Source organism: Bacillus sp. VA15 (assembly GCF_055721145.1).
This window is the reverse complement of sequence record NZ_JBVQPQ010000007.1, coordinates 1-17088: the sequence shown is the minus strand read 5'-3', so window position 1 is coordinate 17088 and position 17088 is coordinate 1. Positions and strand designations below refer to the sequence as shown.

21 protein-coding genes are annotated in these 17088 nt (G+C 39.3%); 4 read left to right on the top strand and 17 right to left on the bottom strand.

Going from position 1 to position 17088, the window contains the following annotated elements:
- Positions 1–19 precede the first annotated feature (19 nt).
- The 17 genes from AC0DBE_RS16670 to degS all read right to left on the bottom strand — a co-directional run bounded on the left by AC0DBE_RS16670 (position 20) and on the right by degS (position 13568).
- Entirely contained in the window at positions 20–1516 is a 1497-nt protein-coding gene (locus AC0DBE_RS16670; protein ID WP_472962938.1) for a flagellar hook-associated protein 2, read from the bottom strand.
- Positions 1517–1533: 17 nt separating this feature from the next.
- Entirely contained in the window at positions 1534–1863 is a 330-nt protein-coding gene (gene flaG, locus AC0DBE_RS16665) for a flagellar protein FlaG (protein ID WP_072182547.1), read from the bottom strand.
- Between the two features lie 232 nt (positions 1864–2095).
- Positions 2096–2935, bottom strand: a complete 840-nt coding sequence (gene hag / locus AC0DBE_RS16660) for a flagellin Hag (RefSeq protein ID WP_242733820.1) — start codon at positions 2933–2935, stop codon at positions 2096–2098.
- 143 nt (positions 2936–3078) lie between these two features.
- A complete protein-coding gene (csrA, locus tag AC0DBE_RS16655) occupies positions 3079–3303 on the bottom strand; it encodes a carbon storage regulator CsrA (protein WP_003219727.1) in 225 nt (74 codons plus the stop codon).
- Positions 3297–3728 carry a flagellar assembly protein FliW gene (gene fliW / locus AC0DBE_RS16650; protein WP_014115344.1) on the bottom strand — a complete coding sequence of 144 codons (432 nt, stop codon included), beginning with the start codon at positions 3726–3728 and terminating at the stop codon, positions 3297–3299. The genes csrA and fliW overlap by 7 nt, the downstream gene beginning before the upstream one ends.
- 20 nt (positions 3729–3748) lie before the next feature.
- The gene (locus AC0DBE_RS16645) at positions 3749–4324 is read right to left on the bottom strand and encodes a DUF6470 family protein (protein ID WP_472962934.1); all 576 of its coding nucleotides are present in this window, start codon (positions 4322–4324) and stop codon (positions 3749–3751) included.
- A 47-nt stretch (positions 4325–4371) separates the two neighbouring features.
- Entirely contained in the window at positions 4372–5268 is an 897-nt protein-coding gene (gene flgL / locus AC0DBE_RS16640) for a flagellar hook-associated protein FlgL (RefSeq protein WP_014115346.1), read from the bottom strand.
- A 9-nt stretch (positions 5269–5277) separates the two neighbouring features.
- Complete coding sequence (flgK, locus tag AC0DBE_RS16635; RefSeq protein WP_472962931.1) at positions 5278–6801, bottom strand: flagellar hook-associated protein FlgK; 1524 nt, start codon at positions 6799–6801, stop codon at positions 5278–5280.
- 18 nt (positions 6802–6819) lie between these two features.
- The gene (gene flgN / locus AC0DBE_RS16630; RefSeq protein WP_014115348.1) at positions 6820–7302 is read right to left on the bottom strand and encodes a flagellar protein FlgN; all 483 of its coding nucleotides are present in this window, start codon (positions 7300–7302) and stop codon (positions 6820–6822) included.
- Between the two features lie 14 nt (positions 7303–7316).
- Positions 7317–7583, bottom strand: a complete 267-nt coding sequence (gene flgM / locus AC0DBE_RS16625) for a flagellar biosynthesis anti-sigma factor FlgM (protein ID WP_472962929.1) — start codon at positions 7581–7583, stop codon at positions 7317–7319.
- A gap of 79 nt (positions 7584–7662) precedes the next feature.
- Positions 7663–8082: a TIGR03826 family flagellar region protein gene (locus AC0DBE_RS16620; RefSeq protein WP_079288824.1), complete on the bottom strand. Its 420-nt coding sequence runs from the start codon at positions 8080–8082 to the stop codon at positions 7663–7665.
- A 72-nt stretch (positions 8083–8154) separates the two neighbouring features.
- Positions 8155–8877 carry a ComF family protein gene (locus AC0DBE_RS16615; RefSeq protein ID WP_061186927.1) on the bottom strand — a complete coding sequence of 241 codons (723 nt, stop codon included), beginning with the start codon at positions 8875–8877 and terminating at the stop codon, positions 8155–8157.
- Positions 8841–9137: a late competence protein ComFB gene (comFB, locus tag AC0DBE_RS16610; RefSeq protein WP_014115352.1), complete on the bottom strand. Its 297-nt coding sequence runs from the start codon at positions 9135–9137 to the stop codon at positions 8841–8843. Before comFB ends, AC0DBE_RS16615 begins: the two co-directional genes overlap by 37 nt.
- 68 nt (positions 9138–9205) lie before the next feature.
- Complete coding sequence (comFA, locus tag AC0DBE_RS16605; protein WP_079288868.1) at positions 9206–10588, bottom strand: ATP-dependent helicase ComFA; 1383 nt, start codon at positions 10586–10588, stop codon at positions 9206–9208.
- A gap of 107 nt (positions 10589–10695) precedes the next feature.
- Complete coding sequence (locus tag AC0DBE_RS16600) at positions 10696–11541, bottom strand: DegV family protein (protein ID WP_079288825.1); 846 nt, start codon at positions 11539–11541, stop codon at positions 10696–10698.
- A 97-nt stretch (positions 11542–11638) separates the two neighbouring features.
- Positions 11639–12328, bottom strand: coding sequence for a two-component system response regulator DegU (degU, locus tag AC0DBE_RS16595; protein ID WP_003219701.1), 690 nt, complete (start codon positions 12326–12328; stop codon positions 11639–11641).
- Between the two features lie 82 nt (positions 12329–12410).
- Positions 12411–13568, bottom strand: coding sequence for a two-component sensor histidine kinase DegS (gene degS, locus AC0DBE_RS16590; protein WP_014115355.1), 1158 nt, complete (start codon positions 13566–13568; stop codon positions 12411–12413).
- Positions 13569–13783: 215 nt separating this feature from the next.
- Here degS and AC0DBE_RS16585 point away from each other — a divergent pair, with 215 nt between their 5' ends.
- The 4 genes from AC0DBE_RS16585 to AC0DBE_RS16570 form a co-directional block, all read left to right on the top strand.
- Complete coding sequence (locus AC0DBE_RS16585; protein WP_242733815.1) at positions 13784–14437, top strand: YigZ family protein; 654 nt, start codon at positions 13784–13786, stop codon at positions 14435–14437.
- A complete protein-coding gene (locus AC0DBE_RS16580) occupies positions 14437–15429 on the top strand; it encodes an LCP family protein (protein ID WP_041521082.1) in 993 nt (330 codons plus the stop codon). Before AC0DBE_RS16585 ends, AC0DBE_RS16580 begins: the two co-directional genes overlap by 1 nt.
- 742 nt (positions 15430–16171) lie before the next feature.
- Positions 16172–16621, top strand: a complete 450-nt coding sequence (locus AC0DBE_RS16575; RefSeq protein ID WP_238528883.1) for a hypothetical protein — start codon at positions 16172–16174, stop codon at positions 16619–16621.
- A gap of 52 nt (positions 16622–16673) precedes the next feature.
- Positions 16674–17088, top strand: a 415-nt coding sequence (locus tag AC0DBE_RS16570; protein ID WP_472962926.1) for a hypothetical protein, incomplete at its 3' end; no start/stop codon positions are given.

Below are 17088 nucleotides of genomic sequence, written 5' to 3'. Positions count from 1 at the left end.
GTCATCCTCCAAATTACATTTATTGTACAAGAAGCTGTGATAAATAGGACGCTTGTTCGTTCATTTTTTGAATCGCAGAATCCATTGCACTGAATTTTTTATAATAACGGTTTTCTATCGTGTTCAACCGGTCCTGCATTTTGATGATATCAGTGCTGATCGTGTTTAAATTTTTACCGATTGAGTAGTTATCGGCGCCCATTGTCGAGTTGCCGGCTTTTGCTTCAATGCTTTTCACTGTGCTTTTCAGTGTATCACCGATGCGTTTCATAATTCCTTTATCACTATAGTCACTGCTGTTCGTTCCGCTTGTAAATAAGGCGGCAACACTTTGCGGATCTTCTTGTATTTTGGCTTTCAATTTGTCTTCATTAATCTCCAAATGCCCCCGCAATTGGTAAGCACTTGAAGTTGTGATGCCAAATTCAGTTAATTGATAGGTTTTCCCATTCGCATTTACTTGAGAATAAAAATCAGTCCGCATTTGGTTCGTACCGGTGCTTATACTGGTATCATTTCTTAGCAAACCGCTTTTCGCTTTCTCTTCCCAGAGTTCTACCTCTTTATCGGACATTGCTTCTTTTTGTTCACTCGTCAGCGGCGTATAATCTCTGTATTTTTCTTCCTTAAGCTTTTCATTCAGGCTGTCAACCAATTCATTATATTTATCTACAAACTCTTTAATTTGATTATAAATCCCGTCAACATCAGTAGAAACAGATGTGGTAACAGGGCCTGTGGCTGCCGTTGTATTTTTGATCGAGTAGGTAACGCCATTAACCGTAAAGTTGTTTGTCAGCTTCTCCATTTCAAAGCCATTAATTGTGACTTTTGCATTTGTTCCTTCTTTGTAAGCAGTTAGCTTATTATCAGCGTCTAAAGAAAAACCAAGCTGTCCGGACATAAAGTCGGCTGTAGCAGAGTCTGCTGCCTGTATGCTGCCTCCTGCACCTGTTGCTTTAGAAGAAAACGCAATCGTTTCTACATACTCTGTACCATTCCAAATTTTATCTTTAAATGCTGAGACTCCTAGATCTGAGCTGTTAAGTTTAGAAATCACATTATCAATCGTATCTGCGCTCGTCACACTGATGTTTACTGTTTTTGCTGTTGTCTCGCCAGGCGCCACAACGTTAAATGCCAAATTATAATCGCCTTGTGTGTATCCCGTGTAATTATCTGCCTTATACGTTGCTGCGGTTGCCAAGCTCGCTACTTCAACAGTAGAAGAAGAATTTGGCGCACTTGCGTTTCCTGTAGCAGTTAACACAGACTCATTGGAGCTGGTCACAGTTTTGCTCTGATACGTACTCGGATATGTCAACGTATTTTTAGACATATAATCTTGCAATTCTTTTATTTTTGAGTTTACTTCACGATAGCTGTCACGCTGCCATTCAAGAGTCTGCTTTTTTTGTGTCAGCTTATCAAGCGGCGCTCTTTCTGTCTGCATCAGCTTTGATACGATATCATCTATATCCATTCCTGACGCCAGACCTGTTATTCTCGTGACCATTCCAAACCACTCCTAATCTACTTTTTTTCATCTACAAACAACCCAAGAAATTCAGTCATAGCCGCATAAAAATCAAGCCACCGTTTCGGCGGAATTTCGCGGATAACTTCATTTGTAGAGTCTTCTATTACTTTTACATAGTATTCATTTAACTTTTCATGAAGCTCAAACTTCAGGTGAACTTGCGAAGGTTCCAAAAGCTTGTTCATTTCCCCTACCATTTCAGCAAGATTGGTATATGAAACTTGATGAACAGGACCCTCACTCTCATGATCTTTCTGATTATGTATTTGAGTATCATAACGATCCCAAACAGGTTGTAACGTAGTGAGCCTTTCAATGTTCAATTGATCATCCCCTATGCCCCAATCTATCGTTTATATCGACTAAGTAGAGAAAAGATTACACATATTTTTGGAAAAAAACTCATCTGTTTTAGATTTCTTGTTTGGAAATACATTTATAAAGCAGGTGAAGAATCTGATTATTATATCACGAGTAATAGACAGCAAGGGGAATGATTCGGAGATAAAAACATAAATAAAAGACCCTGGCAAAGCCAAGGTCTTTTTAAAAAAATTAACGTAACAATTGAAGTACGTTTTGCGGCTGTTGGTTCGCTTGAGCAAGCATAGCTTGAGAAGCTTGAGAAAGAATGTTGTTCTTAGTGAACTCGCTCATTTCTTTAGCCATGTCAACGTCACGGATACGAGACTCAGCAGCTGTCAGGTTTTCACCAGATGCTCCTAAGTTGTTGATTGTGTGCTCAAGACGGTTTTGCACCGCACCAAGTTTACCACGTTCAGAAGATACTTTGTTAATTGCAGAATCAACTTTTTCTAAAAGCGCATCTGTGTTAGCTGCTGTAGCTGTTGTTACAACGTAATCTGCTTTTAACATGTCTAGGCCTGTAGCAGCAGTACTCATATTACCAATATTAACTGTTAATTGTTGACCTTTGTTGGCGCCAATTTGGAAAGTGAATCCAGCTGTTTCAGTTCCATCAAGAAGTTTTTTACCGTTAAACGCTGTACGTTGAGAAATTCCATCTACTTCATCAAGAAGGTTGTTAATTTCATCTTGAATTGCTACAAGGTCTGTCGTTGCATCTTGAGTACCAGTGTTACCGGCTTGAACAGTTAACTCACGAACACGTTGAAGAATTGAGTGAGTTTCAGTTAATGCACCCTCAGCTGTTTGGATAAGAGAGATTCCGTCTTGAGAGTTTTTAGAAGCCATTTCAAGACCTCTGATTTGTCCTCTCATTTTTTCAGAGATCGCTAGACCTGCTGCGTCATCTCCAGCACGGTTAATACGAAGACCTGAAGAAAGCTTCTCCATGTTCTTTTGGCTCGCGCCGTTGTTTGAAGACAAACGGTTCAGTGTGTTAAGTGCTGCGATATTGTGGTTAATTCTCATTGTTTTGTTCCTCCCTGAATGTGTTTTTAGGCACGTCCTTGTGCCTCATTTTTGTAACCGGCGAAGTCATTTACGCTTCCTCCCGGCTACATCATTAATATCGGATTGTCTCTGATTTTGTTAATACCAAAATAAAAAAATCCTCACTTTTTTTGTGAGGATAATGCGGAGATTACATCGCTGGATAACGCTGCCGCACGGTTATTTTCTTCCTGAATGGTCAAATATATTTCTTTCCTGTGAATATCAATATGCTTTGGGGCGTCAATTCCAAGTTTCACTTGGTCACCCTCAACCGCAATGACTTTCACTTCTATATCAGCACCTATTTGAATCGCTTCGTTTATTTTCCGCGATAAAACTAGCATGATTCTCCTCCAATCGGATGCTTTGTCGTATATGAGGAGTCGTGTAAAACGACTTGCTTAGCCATCATGTTTTTACGATTCACAATAATGGGAGCCAATAAATTGGCAGTAGATTTTTCGAACGGCTCTGCCATGGTCAATATTGTCATAACTTCTACGTCTTCAATATTATCGATATCCAAAAGTTCAGCAGTTGATTCATCAAGGTCAAATTCATAATTCTTAAAAAAGATGAACGGACTGACAACGATGAACGCAAGATTTTCTGAAGTGACGGACTGCAGCGCCACGAATGGAGAGTCTTCTGAAAGCGGAAGAATGACGAACTGTTTTTCTTCTAAAAAGCCTGGAATCCCGTTTTCAAAAAGAATGATTTGTTCTTCTTTTACGTTCATTTGGCCATGGTACTTTGTATGAATGATCATTGTTCACGATCCTTTTCTGTTTACTTTTCGTGTGATTCTTTCGGGTATTCTACATCTATATTTAAATCAGGGTATTGAAGCATGTCAACCTTAACGTTTCCAGGCGTATATTCAACAATTGGTTTATGCGGTTCAGCCTGAATAACAGGCTTTTGCAGCGTAATCTGAATATCAAGCTCTGACGGGGTATATTGTATTTTCACCCTTGAAAGAGAAGGAGCATAATGTTCGCCTAATTGAATCTGGTGCATCTCAGAGTTCCTCCTTGCTTGTGAAGCGATTGGGTTCCCCTTATTTTCAATTCTCATAAGCTCGGCTCCTTCTTCTGCAGTGCGGGCTATTCCCTCCAGTACATCCTCATGCCCTTGTTGCGCGGCTTCTTCGATTCTCTTGAATATATGTTTTCTGTCTAATTCTTCCCATGCTTGCGTCTGGTCAATCGTGAGTTTTCCAGGCGTCACCGAAATTTCCATTTCCGCGCTTGGCTGTTCGATCTCTAGGTTGGCTTGCGGCTGCTCCATTTTTAAGCTGGCGGGCGTCGTTGTTAAACCAATTTTCCCTTGAACACTATGCATAATCAATCTGGGAATTTGCATCACTCTACCTCCTGAACTATAAAAAAAGCGAACTCCTGAGAGCCGCTTTACTTTAAAAAGTCAATCAATGTAGGCTGAACAATTTGTGCATTTACAGCCAGGGTAGCCCTGTGCACGCTTTGCTGCGCAATAAATTCTGTTATTATTTCTTCCAGTTCTACATCTTCATTGTCTGACAACACTTTTGTAGCTGTTTCTTCTTGAGCTGAAAGTCTTGTATTAACCAGTTCAAGACGATTATATCTAGCTCCAAGATCAGAACGTTCAGCGCTCATGCCGCCAGAAAATTGATCAATATCATCTAAAACATTGTCCATGCCATCTAGTGAATCTGAACTCAGTGCTTTCTCAAATGAGTCAAGCATTTCAAATACATTCTGTCCGCTTTCAGAAGTGCCCCCAAAAGCTGACTTTGGATCTGAATTCACTTTCAATGCCATATTATTTGATATATTGACAACAACATCAGCAGTATCAGAAATTGTATAAGTTCCGTCTCCGTTATCTGTAACCGGAGGCTTGTCTGAATTTGTGCCGTTAAAGATATATCTTCCGTTCACTTGTGTATTCGCAATATTTAAAAGCTGCTCCTTTAATTGCTTCACTTCTACGCCAATCGCTTGCCGCTCCGCTTCGCCGTTTGTATCACTTTGAGCTTGAACAGCTAATTCTCTGACCTTTGATAGGATGTCAATTCCTTCAGTAATGTTTGTTTCTGTGTTTTCGAGCCAGGTAAATGCCTGAGAAGCATTGCTTTGATATTGCTGCACTTGTGACAATTGATTATTATACTTTAAGCTTTTCATCGCTACTACAGGATCGTCAGAAGCTTTTGAGATTTTTTTTCCTGAAGAAATCTGTGATTGAAGTTTATCCAGCTTCGAGTAGCTTGAACCGATATATCTCAATGAGTTTTGCTGAATCATCCCTTGTGTTACTCTCATTTGATCTACCTACCTTCCTCCGACACCCATGCCATTGATCACTTTGTCGAGTATTTCGTCTTGTAACGTCACCATTCTCGCAGCAGCATTGTATGCGTGTTGGAATTGAATCATATTGGTCATTTCTTCGTCTAAAGAGACCGCGCTCATTTGCTGACGGTTGATGTCAGCATCATTGAGCTGTGTTTCTGTATTAGACGCCAGGCGATTTGCCTCTTGAGCTTTGATCCCCAGCTCGCCAATCAAACCCGCATAATAATCTAACACACTAGTTTCTTTGCCATTAATGATCATTTTACCGGTTAAAACATTCGCTAATTTTGTAGCATTTGCATTATCGTTGGCTGCACCAGTCAGTGAGAAAGCAATGTTTGCGCCTTTAGAATCTATTATGCTGTCAGCAACTTTAATCTTGCCCGCTGCTCCCTTTGCAGGCTCAGTGTCACCGCCAGTAAAATCAAAAAAGTCCCCGCCTTGTTCACCGCTCTTGGTCAAACCATTTCTGTGCACTTCATTGAAAACTTTCGCGAATTCAAGGGCCATATTGTCAAGGTCAGTTAGCATTTCAGGGTATATGCCCTTTTCTTCACCGTCAGCTGTTATATACCCGTAAGACTCTACAAATCCTAAAAGGGATCCCTTACTGCTGAATGACTCCACCTGTACAGCCGTATCTCCGATTGAAATACTTGATACTAACCCAGTTTCATTATCATAGTTGGCTGCAAGTTCTGAAACCGCGTAATTTTTACCGTCCAAAACAGTTCCCAGCGACTGTTTATTTTTATCAAGGATTTCAATTGATACAGTTCCCTCAGCAGAAGAAAGTGCATTCCCTCCTGATTTGTTGTAGCTGACTTTGATATCAACCATTGAGGATAATTTATCTATCAGCAAATCTCGCTGGTCATATAAGCCATTCGGAAGAAGTCCGACCGGTTCTACTTGTGCAATTTGCTTATTTAAACTGTTTAATTGAGAAAGCAGAGAATTAACGTCCAACACAGTTGTATTTAGTTCTGCTTTTAAGTTCGATTGAACATTTGTAAGTGATTCAGAAATATAATTAAACGTTTCAGCTACAGCTTGTCCTTTTCGAGCAACAACAGAACGCGCACTGTCTTCATTAGTATTATTCGATAATTCCTGAAGGGAATTCCAAAACGAATTGAGCACACTGTTCAAGCCGCTGTCATCGGTCTCATTTAAAACGCCTTCCATTTGGGACAGAGCTTTGGCTTTCGTGTCATAGTATCCGGCACTGTTGTTTTGAAGGCGGTATTGGTAGTCAAGAAAGATATCTCTTATTCTCTCAACTGACTTCCCTTGAACACCCGTTCCCATTTGTCCCGCGGTTTTTTCTGCATTTTTTGATACAGCAGGGAAATAGTCAGTTGCCTCTAATGAGACTCGCTGTCTTGTATAACCATCAGTATTGGCATTTGCCACGTTATTTGCAGTAGTGCTTAAAGCTGCTTGCTGAGCGCTTAACGCCCGCCTTGCAGTTTCAAGCCCCATAAAGGTAGATGTCATATTCTGAATTCCTTTCTGCTAAGCTTTTGAATCAAAAAGTTTCATTGGGCTGCTCTTTGGAAGCTCAGCTTTAATTGATTTGCTGTAATTGAAATTATTTTCCTTAGGAACCAGCATATCGTACGAAATAGAGATGAATTGCAGCGCGTCTCTCGTCAACTGCCTATTCATCTCATTCACTTCTTTCAGATGTCCGAGAACGTTAGAAAGAGCTTCGTATAATTGTTCCAGCTCTTCCTTTTCACTGCCTGAAGTTTTGGCGATACATGCGGAAATGGTGTTATTGTCGCTGTATCCGAGAAAGGCGGAAGTCGCCTTGATCCGGTCATCTTCTGTCTGCCCGATTGCTTGAATATACTTTTGTTCTTTTGTCAAAATGTTAGAAAGCTCTTTTGTTTTGCCGGCTTTGAGCGCTTCCGTCTTTTCCTCAGACAGCGTGAGCAGGTGCTCATGCAGAACGCAAAGTCGCTTCAATTGTTCAATAATTGGCTTTGCTGACATGGGCTTTCTCCTTTTTATTGCTTTTTATAAAAATCAATCATATTTTTTGCTATATGATTTGCGTCTACTTTGTATGACCCGTTTTCAATTTGCGCTTTAAGCTGCTCAATTTTTTCCTGGCGTGAACCAGTGACTGCGTCGGATGCATTTTGCAGTTCCTTAGCCTGTGATGAAATTTCAATTTTATCTTGAGGCTGTGCAGCAGTTTTTTGCACCGCTGGCTTTTCATAATTTTTTTGGTATGGATTAACGGATTGTGTTCCAAATTGATTGATTTTCATAGGATTCCTCTCGCTTTCCGTTGCAGTCTTTAAACAATCTAACCCTTTTATCGACTGCGGTTTCAGTTAGTTTAGGGAATCAGTTGTTTTTGGTATTATAGGCATAGTATGTGTCTTTTTTACTATTTTCCTTCTCTGTTTTCAGTGCGTCCTCGTGGTCCAAATGATCCATTTGAGCCTTTAAATCGGACTGACAAGCCTTGCAGAACTTGCCTTCCCGAATCGATGTCCCGCACCTTTCACATGGGTATGCCAAATTAGGGAGATGAGTGATTTGAATGCGTTTCTGCCTGATGAATTTCAATATCAGCTCTTCTTCTACACCTGTTTCCTCGGTTATCCGGCTCAAAGTCGATTGCCGGTTTTCCTGCTTCCTTAAAAACTTATATACAATCTCAAATGATTTTTCTTCTTCCTTAATACACGCCTGACATACGGTTTGCAGCTTTGTTTTTAAAAATAAAGCATTGCATTTCGGACAATTCGCCAGTTCTCCCATCTTTTTTCTCCTTATTCGATAATATGCCTGTGTTAATTTCTAGTGATTATATCGGCATAAAAACAGAATCATTTAGCTTCTGATTAAGGTAAAAGATGCCACTGAAGCGGCTTTTCCTTTCTCTAATAAACAGCGGGCTGCAAAATGCAAAGTGGCGCCTGTTGTATAAAGATCGTCTATTAAAATGATATTCATACCTTCGGCTGAGTTGTTTTTTGTATCAAAAATACGCGCTGAAAGCAGGCGTTCTGTTTTCTTTTTCTTAGACTGTTTCTCATTATTCAGGCGGATGAGGGGATGGTGGATAGGCCGGTCTAAACATTCTGCCAGGAGCTGTGCCTGGTTAAATCCGCGCTCTTTTTCCCGTTCCTTGCTCAGCGGAATAGGAACAAGAACAAAATGCTTATCGGGGTAAACCTGTGAGAAGGTTGAAGAAAAATCACTTTTAAAAGCATTTATGATTTCTGCATCTCCTCTAAATTTAAAACGGGAGAGCGTTTCTTTCATCATATCATTATATGTGTAAACTGAACGGTTTTGGCGCAGCAGCAAGCTGTCACTGACTCTTGATTTCCACGCCTCGCAATCCCTGCATACCGCATGAACGGATTGAGGCCTGCCGCACAGGGTGCAGATATGTCCTGTGATTTTCTTTAATTTGCTTCTGCAGGTATGGCAGACCTTTTCTTCAGGCTTTAATAAAAAAAGAGCTCTCCATGTAATAGCTTGAAAAAATGGTGAATCGCATAATAGACAGATCAGTTTATAAATGCCCCCTCCTGCTTCATTTGGCATAAATCGCTTGGACTCTCTGAAACCACAGCAGCAGATTCAGCCAAAATGACAAGCATAGCCGTGTTTTTTTGTTTATCTACAAGCTCAGCTTTTGTATATGCGATCTTTTGAAGATCAGTGACGTAGGATGGTCTTACTTTGTTTAAAGAAAGTGCCAATACATCGTTTTTGCATACTTGGCAAGTGCAGATCATATGAAGCTGATCCATATATCGGTCGAGCAGTTCTTTCATTACGATTTCTTTTGAATTGACAAGCATTTTTACAGCTCCTCATCGTCGGTTATATGAGTATACTGTACCACGTTTTCAAATAATGGCTAGTCTGTTCATTCATTTTTTGCTGCCAAGGCATTCATTTCTTTTATATGCTTTCTTGCATCCAGCATACTCTTTGTTTTTCCGTAGTGAAAGAAAATGACATCACCGTCTGCATGCGCTTTATGCCGCCCGGTTCTTCCTGCGATTTGAACAAGTGCGCTTTCCGTAAAGATAGGCGATTCCGCCCCTAATACACCCGTTTGCACCTTGGGAATCGTGACGCCTCTTTCTAATATAGTTGTTGTGATTAAGAGATCAAGCTGACCGTCTCTGAATTGCTGTACTTTCTCTTTTCTGTGTTTATCTTCCGCATGCACTGCCGCTGCTCGGCAATTAACATCTTTAAAGCATGCAACTGCCTTTTCTAGAACAGTAACGGAGGGAACAAACAAAAAAACAGGCCTCCCTTCTTCCACATGAAACTCTATCCATCTTTTTACCGCTAGCGGGATTTTATTTCGGTATAATTTCTTTTTCCAGTTTCCACACCATAGAAAGCGCGGTTCGGGCAAAGGTTTCCGATGGTGTCTTGCTGGAATACGGACTGAATATAACTGTCCATTCAGTGTTTTTCTTTTTAATTCTTGAGGAGGTGTTGCACTTAAATAAACAAGGGTGCTGTTTTTCTTTCTAGCTTTTTGAACAGCGAACTGAAGTGTTTGATCAGCAGAATACGGAAACGCATCAACTTCATCAATGATTATAACGTCGAATGCCCCTTTATATCGCAAAAGCTGATGTGTGGTAGAAATCATAAGCGGAGATAAACAGCCTTTGTCATCACTTCCTCCGTAAAGTGCTGAAATGTCAGCACACTGAAAGGCAGCCTTGAGTCTAGGAGCAAGCTCTAATACTACATCGGTGCGGGGTGTCGCAATACATACACGCAACCCTTGATTTAACGCGGATTCTATACCGGGGAATAACATCTCTGTTTTGCCAGCGCCGCAAACAGCCCAAATGAGGAGCTCTTCTTTTTTTGATATTGCATCAATTAAGACATTGGCGGCTTTTTGTTGTCCGCTTGAAAGCTTGCCATCCCATGTCAGCTTTATTTGCGGCCAGTTTGGTTCATCCTCCTCTATCCACGAATATAAAGGAACATTCTCACTCACTCTGCCCATCATGACACAGGAACGGCAATATAGCTGATTCTTTCCAGATGAGAGATAAAAAGAAAAATACCGCTGATCATTTTGGCCGCACCTATTACACTTATATCCCCGTTTATTTATGGATATAGAGTTTTGGGCAGCGACATATCCATTTTCGATATGCCATTCAATCAACTTATCGGAAAATGGGAGTTCGGTTCTGAGCAAATGACGGCTTTGAAGCGTCTGCTGCAATTCTTTTGAAAAAGAAATGTTCTTTTCTGCTGGCACAATCAGCATAGCACCGCCTCCTTTCGAGACAGTATGCCTTAGTGAATATTTTCTGTCCAGCAATCAAAATAAGAATATAAAAAAATCTCCGCTGTTAAAACGGAGATTTTACGTTATTTAAAACACCAGCATATTCCTAGCGCACCCTCACCCAAATGAGTGCCGATTACCGCGCCAAAATAACTGTTATAAAATTCAACGTGAGGATATTTTGCAGAAAGCTCTTCAATGATTTTCGCTGCTTCTTCTTCTCGATTAGCGTGGATAACAGCAGCACGCATAGGCAATCCTTTACTCGCATCTTCGTCTAAAAGCTCATAAATTCGCGAAATTGCTTTTTTACGTGTGCGAATCTTCTCAAAAGGCACAATTACCTTATTGTCAAAATGAAGAATAGGCTTTACCTTTAGAAGACTCCCAATGAAGGCTTGAGCGCTGCTTAATCGTCCGCCCCGCTGAAGATGGGCTAAATCATCTACCATAAAATACGCCCGAACTGTTTTTTTCATTTCTTCCAGTTCTTTTATGATATCTTCCGGCGATGATGCTCCATTTCTGATTAATTCAGCAGCTTTAAGAGCATAAAAGCCTTGAGCCAAACAGCTGATCTCTGAGTCAAATGAATACACTTCAATATTGTCTACCATTGTGTCAGCCGCTGCTGCACTGCTGAACGTTCCGCTGATCCCGCTGGAAAGATGGATACTGATGACCGCATCATAAGACTTGCCAAGCTCTTCATACAAAGCAACCAGCTCGCCGATTGACGGCTGAGAAGTCGTCGGAAGCTCGGTATGTTTTTTTACTTCATCGTAAAAGCTTTTCCAGTCCAGTTCGATTTCTTCACGATAAGTTTCTTCACCAAAAACAACCTGGAGAGGGATCATATGTATTTGATGTTGTTCACGCATTTCTTTCGGAATATATGCCGTGCTGTCTGTTACGACTGCAATATTCATAGCTTCGATACCTGCCTTATTGCTTTATAACTCTATTGTAAGGGAAACGGCAGCCTAAAAAAAGACCTGCCTAGTAAAAGGCAAGTCTCGTATTATACTATCTCATTTCTACCCAGCCATTTTTAATGGCGACCACAACGGCTTGCGTCCGGTCGTTTACATTCATTTTTTGCAAAATATTGCTCACATGGTTTTTAACGGTTTTCTCACTGATAAACAATGATTCACCAATACCGCGGTTGCTTTTTCCGTCTGCAAGCATCTGCAGCACTTCACATTCCCGCCGGGTTAAAATATGTAATGGTCTGCGGATTTCAGGGTAAACCTCATGCTGAGGATGTGCAGAAACTCCGCTTGTTGCAAGACGGCGGAATTCGTTAACGAGATTGTGAGTAACCTTCGGATGAAGGTAAGAACCGCCCTCGGCAACTACTTTAACCGCTTCGATTAATGTATCAGCATCCATCTCTTTCAGCAGATAACCTCTTGCGCCTGTTTTCAGGGCATGTGTTACATAATTTTCGTCATCGTGAATTGATAGAATAATTACTTTAGATTCGGGATACAGCTCTACAAGCTGTTTTGTAGCTTCCACACCATTTACGTTTGGCATATTGATATCCATGATCACAACATCAGGATGATAGTGCTCAACAATACGAGCCGCTTCGTCTCCGTCGTCACCTTCGGCTACCACTTCAAAGGTAGGTTCAAAATCCAATATCCGTTTAACACCTTCACGAAATAACTGATGGTCGTCGATAATAACAATGTTTACTTTAGTCACAAGCCACGCCTCCTTGTATTATTGTTCAATATACTCTAGCATTCGGTCAATATGCCTTTTGGCTCTATTTTACAAATCATAGTCAAAGAGATAACGGAACCTTAATCATAATAAATGTCCCAAGACCTATTTTCGAATCTATTGTCATGGTTCCTTCCAATAGATCTACTCTTTCTTTCATGCCCAGCAAGCCGAATGATTTGTTTTTCTTCTCTTTCGCTTCCTTCAAGTCGAACCCTTTTCCGTTATCTTTTATCATTAAAATCACAAAATCCTTTGTGATTTCAACTTTGACTGTAATTTCTTCAGATTCAGAATGCTTTAGCGCATTAGACACAGCTTCCTGTGCGAGCCTGAAGAGCGCAACTTCAAACTGAGGCGCAAGCCGCTGATCCTCTGTTTCACCAATGCACTGAAAATGTATTTTGACCTTCCCGTTATATTCCTCGGTTGTATATAGATATTTTCTTAAAGTTGGAATCAGGCCTAGGTCATCAAGGGCCATCGGTCTTAAATCATATATAATCCTTCTCACTTCGTAAAGGGCATTCCGCACATTTTGACGGAGATTTTTAATTTCTTGGAATCCGTCCTCAGTACCCCGGTCACGGAAAATCCGCTCGATTAATTCCGATCTCATCATAACATTTGCCAGCATTTGAGCAGGTCCGTCATGAATTTCTCTGGAGACTCTTTTTCGCTCTTCTTCCTGTGCCTCAATAATTCTTAAGCCGAAATCCTGTTTTGCCTGAGCATCAGCAAGAAGCAGTCCGACCTCGCGCAAATCCTGATTCAAGTAGTTAAGCACAACTGTTATTTGGCTTACTAATGATTCAGACCGCTCAATGATTTCCTGAAGGCCTAACAATCTTCGCTCTAAATCATCCCGGCGTTCCCGCAGTTGCTTCTCACGTTGCTGGATCATCGTCAATTCTACCTGCAGTTTATGGGCTTTTTCGTAAGCATTGCGGATTTCTTCTTCACTGAACCTATGAAAATTGCGGCTGACCTCGGATAAACGGTTTCTCGCATGGCGGGTTTGCACTTCAAGTTTATCGCCAAGCTCGATAACTTCATACACCTGCTGTTTAATTTGTTTCAGTTCTTCAACCAGCTGTTCATACTGCTGGCGTGACTGCTCCCCGATTTGAAAAACCTCGTCCTTGCTCCCGTCAACGGTTTTCAGCATCTTCATCAAAATAGAATCCAGAACTTTGGAATCCATCTTTGTTTTATTCATAATTTCCCTCCGTCACGGCGTTGTCATATATTTTTATTATAAATGTAATTGATCTGCAAATTATGTCGAATTATAATGAAAGAATGCGTATATTCTAGAAAAAAACAATTTTATATACCTTCTATTCTTTATGATACCAAAATACGCACAAAAATTCTAAAGACTGTACGAATTTGTATAGGCAGTCTTTTATGCTTAGCAGGGGGTCAGCAAGCATGCTGCACAGCTATTTTACTGTGAAAGAAGCAGGAGAACACGAGATTGTTATAGAAAAATCGCGTTTCATCTGTCATTTAAGCCGTGTTTCTACCGAACAAGAGGCACAGGAATTTATACAGAAAATAAAGAAACAGCACTGGAATGCGACTCATAATTGCTCGGCTTACGTAATTGGCGAGAACGATCATATCCAAAAAGCCAATGATGATGGAGAACCAAGTGGTACAGCGGGAGTGCCAATGCTTGAAGTATTAAAAAAACGCGGACTTAAGGATACTTGCGCCGTCGTTACACGATACTTTGGAGGCATTAAACTTGGAGCCGGCGGATTAATTCGCGCTTATGGGAAATCAGTGTCTGAAGGATTAAATCATATAGGTGTTGTAGAACGGAAGCTTATGCGGGTCATGCACACTTCCGCAGATTACACTTGGCTTGGCAAGATAGAAAATGAATTAAGGGAATCACAATTTCTGTTAAAGGAAATCCATTATGCCGAAAATGTTGAATTCGATGTATACGTAGATGAGAAAAGAACTTCCGAATATTCTCAATGGATTTTAAATTTAACGAATGGATCATGTTATACTAAACTTGGTATTTTGAAATACCTTGAAAATCAAGTTAAAAATCAAAAGGAGAATAAATGATGCCAGAACGAGTTAAGGTTCGTGTAAAGAAAAAAAAAAATAAACGAAAAATTATTTTAAAGCGAATACTCTTGCTCTTTTTCCTATTTTCTATAGTATTCGCCGGGCTAATTGGGTATAAAGTATATAAAACACTTCAAGCCGCTGACAGTTCTTATAAAGAATTAGACCGTGGCGAAAAATCGAAATTACGTAAAGAGGTAGTAGACCTTAAGAAAAAACAACCTTTTTCTGTTCTTTTGTTAGGAGTTGAAGACTATGCAACAAATGGAAAAGGAGGAAGAACTGATTCTATTATTGTTGCTACTATAAACCCTAAACAAAAGACAATGAAGTTACTGAGTATTCCTCGTGATACAAGAGTTGAAATATCTGGTGATACTTCCGGGACAAAAACGAGAATTAATGCTGCCTATGGCAAAGGCGGAGCTCAAACAACTGTCGAAACTGTTGAAAACCTTTTAGATATACCTATTGACTATTACGCCACTGTGGATTTTAAAGGATTCAAAAAAACAATTGATGAAGTTGGCGGAGTTGATGTTGATGTACCCTTTGATTTTAGTGAGAAAAGTGATACATCAAAATCTAAAAAGTTTTATTTCCAAAAAGGGAACATGCATTTAAATGGGGAAGAGGCTCTTGCTTATGCACGAATGAGAAAACAAGATCCACGGGGAGACTTTGGACGTAATGATAGACAAAAACAAATATTGATGGCTATGTTAGATCAAACATCAAAACCTTCTAATCTGGCAAAAATTGATACTTTAGCAGATCAAGTAAGTGATAATATAACAACAAATTTAAGAATTACCCAAGTCCTAGCACTTCAACAAATTTTCAGCGGTTTTAAAGGAAGCGACGTTGAAACATTAACTTTAAAAGGCTCCGATTTATATATTGGAAATAAGTATTTCTTCCAACCTGACGCTGAAGAGTTAACAAAAATTCAAGAAGAACTTTATAACTTTTTGTACCCTAATAAATAATAATTCGCAATATTCCACTCTGTACTGTCAAAGTTTCAGACTGTGGTCAATAAGAGGCTAAGAATTCAAATTTCTTAGTCTCTTTTTTGATTTTAAACAACTATGGATTTGATCTCTTTCGAAACCGATTTTCCAGATTCAATGTGTTAAACAAATATTGTTGCACGAAAGTCGACTAATGAATTTGTATTCAAAAGCTCATAGAGACCCAATTTATTTATACTATAATTGATCTACTCTCCACATTTTTAGTCGTTTTTAATTCTGAAGATAATTGAAGGATTTCCACCTACTAAATAATAAGTATGTAACATTAGTTTAAATGCGATAACTGAATATTGTATGGAACAATACCCGAACTTATATTGTTATAAACCATTACGATAATTACTAATGGATTATACTCGACATTCCATAGCTGAACCTTATCAAAAAAACAATCTTTCTCTAAAAACCACACCCTTATAATTTGAACACTTATAATACTCCATACTATTTTTCCTTTTGCTACTCTCCTTTACATTCACACAAAGCCTGCTCGACTATATGAAGAGAAGCACCTTAAACCAGTTATTTAGTGCATTAGTACTTTACAGGTGCATAGTAGACATTTGAAATACAGACAAATTATCCTTTAAAATTAGTTTAATTTTCTATTTAAACCTTTAATTTTCTATATTCCATGGTATAATTACACAGAAAATCAAATTAAAGGTTTAGTGAGGAGGTGAAAAAGTTGAAGATGAGTTTTAAAAAACTTATTGGAGCTGTAACCATTACTGGCTTGGTATTGACTGGTTTTGCCGCGACTAATGCTCAAGCAAAAGCAAATACAAGTGATTCCAGTTTTAATTTGAAGTTTAGTGGTAATAGTACAGCTTATACTCCAGTAAGAACCAAATATAACTCTACAAGTGCTTACATTAATGTCAAGACAATTAGTGATGGCGATCCGTACTATAAAGTATCTCTTGTAAAATCGAACGGGAAAAATTTCTCTAAAACATGGACATATACATTTGGCACATATGATGCTGAAAACCCTAAATTAGCTAAACATTATATCAAGAATTATGCTATGGAGGATAGTCACGGTTCTCCTGTTAATGTAAAAATTAAAGCAAGAGGTTATAGAGGAGCCGCTAGTTATAATTGGCACTCTCGTGGTGTATGGAGCCCTGATTCCATCTAAAAAGTTTAAGCTATTCTTTAAAATTTAAAATTGTGAATAAGGAGAATCATATATGAAGACTAAATTAAAAAAACTTATTGGAGCTGTAACTATTACTGGTTTGGTATTAACTGGGTTTTCCGCAACTAATGCTGAAGCAAAAGCAAATACAAGTGATTCTAGTTTCAATTTAAAGTTTAGTGGTAATAGTACAGCTTATACTCCAGTTAGAACTAAGTATAACTCTACAAGTGCTTACATTAATGTCAAAACAATTAGTGATGGCGATCCGTACTATAAAGTATCTCTTGTAAAATCGAACGGGAAAAATTTCTCTAAAACATGGACATATACATTCGGTACATATGATGCTGAAAACCCTAAATTAGCTAAACATTATATCAAGAATTATGCTATGGAGGATAGTCACGGTTCTCCTGTTAATGTAAAAATTAAAGCAAGAGGTTATAGAGGAGCCGCTAGTTATA

What these genes read in the sequence shown, in the direction of transcription:
- AC0DBE_RS16670 (WP_472962938.1), bottom strand. Translation starts at nt 1,516, where the DNA reads ATGGTCACGAGAATAACAGGTCTGGCGTCAGGAATGGATATAGATGAT.
- hag (WP_242733820.1), bottom strand. Translation starts at nt 2,935, where the DNA reads ATGAGAATTAACCACAATATCGCAGCACTTAACACACTGAACCGTTTG.
- csrA (WP_003219727.1), bottom strand. Translation starts at nt 3,303, where the DNA reads ATGCTAGTTTTATCGCGGAAAATAAACGAAGCGATTCAAATAGGTGCT.
- fliW (WP_014115344.1), bottom strand. Translation starts at nt 3,728, where the DNA reads ATGATCATTCATACAAAGTACCATGGCCAAATGAACGTAAAAGAAGAA.
- AC0DBE_RS16645 (WP_472962934.1), bottom strand. Translation starts at nt 4,324, where the DNA reads ATGCAAATTCCCAGATTGATTATGCATAGTGTTCAAGGGAAAATTGGT.
- flgL (WP_014115346.1), bottom strand. Translation starts at nt 5,268, where the DNA reads ATGAGAGTAACACAAGGGATGATTCAGCAAAACTCATTGAGATATATC.
- flgK (WP_472962931.1), bottom strand. Translation starts at nt 6,801, where the DNA reads ATGACATCTACCTTTATGGGGCTTGAAACTGCAAGGCGGGCGTTAAGC.
- flgN (WP_014115348.1), bottom strand. Translation starts at nt 7,302, where the DNA reads ATGTCAGCAAAGCCAATTATTGAACAATTGAAGCGACTTTGCGTTCTG.
- flgM (WP_472962929.1), bottom strand. Translation starts at nt 7,583, where the DNA reads ATGAAAATCAATCAATTTGGAACACAATCCGTTAATCCATACCAAAAA.
- AC0DBE_RS16620 (WP_079288824.1), bottom strand. Translation starts at nt 8,082, where the DNA reads ATGGGAGAACTGGCGAATTGTCCGAAATGCAATGCTTTATTTTTAAAA.
- AC0DBE_RS16615 (WP_061186927.1), bottom strand. Translation starts at nt 8,877, where the DNA reads ATGCCAAATGAAGCAGGAGGGGGCATTTATAAACTGATCTGTCTATTA.
- comFB (WP_014115352.1), bottom strand. Translation starts at nt 9,137, where the DNA reads ATGCTTGTCAATTCAAAAGAAATCGTAATGAAAGAACTGCTCGACCGA.
- AC0DBE_RS16600 (WP_079288825.1), bottom strand. Translation starts at nt 11,541, where the DNA reads ATGAATATTGCAGTCGTAACAGACAGCACGGCATATATTCCGAAAGAA.
- degS (WP_014115355.1), bottom strand. Translation starts at nt 13,568, where the DNA reads ATGAATAAAACAAAGATGGATTCCAAAGTTCTGGATTCTATTTTGATG.
- AC0DBE_RS16585 (WP_242733815.1), top strand. Translation starts at nt 13,784, where the DNA reads ATGCTGCACAGCTATTTTACTGTGAAAGAAGCAGGAGAACACGAGATT.
- AC0DBE_RS16580 (WP_041521082.1), top strand. Translation starts at nt 14,437, where the DNA reads ATGCCAGAACGAGTTAAGGTTCGTGTAAAGAAAAAAAAAAATAAACGA.
- AC0DBE_RS16575 (WP_238528883.1), top strand. Translation starts at nt 16,172, where the DNA reads ATGAGTTTTAAAAAACTTATTGGAGCTGTAACCATTACTGGCTTGGTA.